Origin of the sequence: Methanosphaera sp. A6 (assembly GCF_001729395.1) — an archaeon.
Lineage (GTDB): Archaea > Methanobacteriota > Methanobacteria > Methanobacteriales > Methanobacteriaceae > Methanosphaera > Methanosphaera stadtmanae.
Genome location: NZ_MAIF01000002.1, coordinates 1 through 3,707, shown reverse-complemented (window position 1 = coordinate 3,707; position 3,707 = coordinate 1). Strand labels below are relative to the sequence as shown.

At 30.3% G+C, this 3,707-nt stretch carries 3 protein-coding genes; all 3 read left to right on the top strand.

All coding sequences use genetic code 11. The features are described 5' to 3' along the window. The first annotated feature begins 168 nt into the window (after window positions 1–168). Genes A9758_RS00040 through A9758_RS00030 form a run of 3 tightly spaced genes read left to right on the top strand, consistent with a single transcriptional unit; the run spans window position 169 to window position 3,616 of the window. On the top strand, window positions 169–1,245 hold the full coding sequence (locus tag A9758_RS00040; protein WP_011405811.1) for an ATP-binding cassette domain-containing protein: 1,077 nt from the start codon (window positions 169–171) through the stop codon (window positions 1,243–1,245). Beyond that, window positions 1,232–2,359, top strand: a complete 1,128-nt coding sequence (locus A9758_RS00035) for an ABC transporter permease (RefSeq protein ID WP_011405812.1) — start codon at window positions 1,232–1,234, stop codon at window positions 2,357–2,359. The genes A9758_RS00040 and A9758_RS00035 overlap by 14 nt, the downstream gene beginning before the upstream one ends. A gap of 9 nt (window positions 2,360–2,368) precedes the next feature. Further along, on the top strand, window positions 2,369–3,616 hold the full coding sequence (locus A9758_RS00030; RefSeq protein ID WP_083756996.1) for a PQQ-binding-like beta-propeller repeat protein: 1,248 nt from the start codon (window positions 2,369–2,371) through the stop codon (window positions 3,614–3,616). Window positions 3,617–3,707 lie beyond the last annotated feature (91 nt).

The window sequence follows — 3,707 nt, the reverse complement described above, 5'->3', positions numbered from 1 at the left end:
GAAATCATAAAGTTAAAATGTATGAAATTACAAATAAAGGTCTTAAAATGCTAGATTCACTAAAACAATTCATGCATAAAAAACGACCAGAAAATAACATGCTAATTTCATTCTTTGATGACATGCTTTTTAATGATAACATGTTTATAAAAAAATGAGGGTGAATAAATGAAATATTCTATAGAAACTCATGATTTAGTAAAAATTTATGACAATGGTTTTAAAGCTGTGGATAATTTAAATTTATTCATCGAAGATAAAACTATAGGTGGAATATTAGGACCAAATGGTGCTGGTAAAACAACAACAATAAAAATGCTAACATGTCTTATTCAAAAAACAAGTGGAGATGCAAAGGTAGCAGGGTTTGATGTTTCAACCAATCCTGATGATGTAAGAAGTAGAATAGGAATGGTACCACAACAAATAAGTTTATATAAAGACTTAACAGTAAGAGAAAATGTTGAATTATGTGCAGATTTTTATAATGTTGACCAAAGAATTAAAGATAAAAAAATTGATGACCTACTTGATCTAGTAAATATAAGCTATGCTCAAGATAAATACGTTAATCAATTATCTGGTGGAATGCAACAAAAAACATCAGTTGTAGCTAGTTTGATTCATAATCCTGAAATCTTATTTTTAGATGAACCTACAGTAGGATTAGATCCTACAACAAAAAGAGTATTATGGGATTTAATGCTTGAATTAAATGATGAAGGAAAAAGCATAATTCTATGTTCACATGATATGTATGAAGTAGATAAAATATGTGATTCAATAAATATCATAGATTCAGGTAAAGTAGTAGCAAACAATACACCACAAGGACTTAAAGATCAATTACTAAAAACAAAAGAAGAAACTAATAAAAATATTCGTTCAATGATTTTAAAATTAGAAGAAGAAGGAACAAAAGGTAATGAAGAAAAAATAAATCATCTAAGAGCTTCATTAACTGATGAAAATGAAAAAGTTACAGTCATGGTATCTAACATTACTGATGAAATGGTTGAAGCAGTAAGAGACTTAGAAGTAGTAACAGATGCAAAACATGTGGGTAATGGTCGTTTGAATATAGACCTAAAACGTTCAGAAACTTCAGTAAATCATGTAATAACAGCTATTTTAAGTAATGGTGGAAATATAGCTTCAATAAAAACGAATGATCCTACATTAGAAGATGTATTTGTAGCTATCACTGCAAAACAAAGAACGGAGATTAAAAATGGCAGAAATTAATAAGATAAAATGGATGATTAAAAAGGATCTCCTAACATTATGGAGACATAAAGTTCAATTTGCATCTTTAATTCTATTTCCAATTTTAATGATTGCCTTATGTGGATGGGGTATGGGAGGAACAGTAGAAAACACTCCTGTAGTCGTTGTAAAACAATCATCTGGTGATGTAACAGATCAAGTAATCAATGCATTAAAAGCAGATGATACATTTGATATAAAGGACATAATGACAAATTCGGATGATGCAAAGGAAAAAGTAGATAATGGTGAAGTTAAAGCAGCAATCATACTTTCAAGTGACTTTGAAAGTTCAAATTCAAAGAATGCAGTCTTATATATTGACTCATCAGATCAACTGACAACACAAACACTAGTTCCAAAAACAGAACAAATATTTGCCTCACTATCAGAAAAAGTAGGAACACAACAAGTAAATGCAAACACCACAACAAATCCAATAACACAAACAGCACAAACAATAAAATTACAAGTTAATAAGATATATGGTGATTTAGATTACATAGATTTCCTATTACCTGGAGTACTTGCAATGACAATGTTTATGTCATCTATGATGACAATGGGAAACAGTATTGCAGGAGAACGTGAACGTGGAGAATTATCAAGACTATTTATGACACCAACAAATGTATCATCAGTACTAACAGGTAAAATAATATCACAAGTAGTAAGAGAACTTATCAGAGCTTTAGTCTTAATAATAGCAGCTATGCTACTATTTAATGTAATGATAAAAGGTAATTTATTACTATTGGTACTTGTAATACTAATAGCAGTATTATGTTTTGTAGGTTTTGGAATGATGTTTTCAGCTACTGCAAAAACACAAGAAGATTATATTCAAATAGTAATGCCAGTTGCAATGCCAATGATGTTTATATGTGGAGTATTTTTCCCTACAGAAACAATGCCATGGATTTTACAAAAAATTGCACTATTCTTACCTCTAACATATGCAAATGATGCATTCAGGGCTGTAATGTTAAAAGGTGCAGGATTAGGTTCAATAGCATTTGATTTAATAGTATTATTAGCATTTGCACTACTATTTTTCATAGTAGGAATTGTAAGATTTAATAGGGATGTTTAAGTAGGAGGTATGAAAATAATGAAAAGCAATATGAAAAAATTAGGTGTATGTTTTATTATATTATGTGTTCTCATGGGAAGCTTATCTTCTCTAGCTGCAGCAGAATGGCCAATGTTTCAAAACAATCCAAGACACACTGGATATGTAAATCAAGATTCTTCCTTTTCTACTCAAACATGGACTGTTAAAGTAGATGGGGCAGTATCAACAACTCCAGTTTTATGTGGAGATCAAATCTATCTTGGAACTGATAAGGGAACATTATATGCATTAGATGCACAAGATGGAAATGAAACATGGAAATATGAAACAGAAGGAGCTATAACTTCAAGTCCTACAGTATCAGGTGATACAGTATATGTAGGATCAGAAGATGGGTACTTATATTCAAATAATGCAAATACAGGAAGTAACAACTGGAAATTTAAATCTGGAGATAGAATAAAATCAACTCCTGCAATAGATTCAACAAAAATCTATGTAGGATCAGATGATGGATATGTATATGCATTAAATAGGAATGATGGTTCAGTTGTATGGCAATACAAAACTGAAGATTCAGTAGAATCATCACCAGTAGTTCATGGAGACACATTATACATAGGTTCTAACGATGATAAAGTATATGCATTAAATATAAATGATGGTTCAGTAAAATGGACATACACCACAGGAGATGATGTAAAATCTTCTCCAGCAATAAGTAATGGAAATGTATACATAGCATCTGAAGATAACCAGGTATATGCATTAAGTGAAGATACAGGATTAGAAGTATGGTCATATAATACAGGTTCTAAAGTAACATCATCACCATCAATAGATGAAAGACACTCCTCTCTATATATAGGAACAGAACAAGGAGATCTCTACTCTTTAGACTTAAGAGATGGACTTAAAAAATGGGATATTGAAACAGGAAGTGCAATTAATTCAACACCAACAATATTTGGTAACAACATAGCAGTAGGAACAGCATCAGGAAGTACCAATATATATGATAAATTCACAGGAAATCAAGTATGGAACTTCAATCCAGGATATATTCCAAATATATCTGGAAGTATTTCAGCATCAACAGTAGCTAGTGGTTCATCATTATTTGTAGCTTCAGAAGATGGAAATATCTACTCATTAAATACAGATCAAAAGGTAGGACCAACAAGTACCTATCTATACTACTATGTAGCAGCAATAATAATACTCATAGGAGTAGGTTGTGGAATTAAGAAATTACATAACAAGCCTAGAAAATAGTTTTATTTTCTTTTTCTTATTTTTTTTTAAATAAAATACGTAATTACATCTATTTTTAGAAAAATCTTTTTAATATATTTATTTTTTTCAT

Coding starts and splice junctions, on each gene's coding strand:
- A9758_RS00040 (WP_011405811.1), top strand. CDS start 169: ATGAAATATTCTATAGAAACTCATGATTTAGTAAAAATTTATGACAAT.
- A9758_RS00035 (WP_011405812.1), top strand. CDS start 1,232: ATGGCAGAAATTAATAAGATAAAATGGATGATTAAAAAGGATCTCCTA.
- A9758_RS00030 (WP_083756996.1), top strand. CDS start 2,369: ATGAAAATAATGAAAAGCAATATGAAAAAATTAGGTGTATGTTTTATT.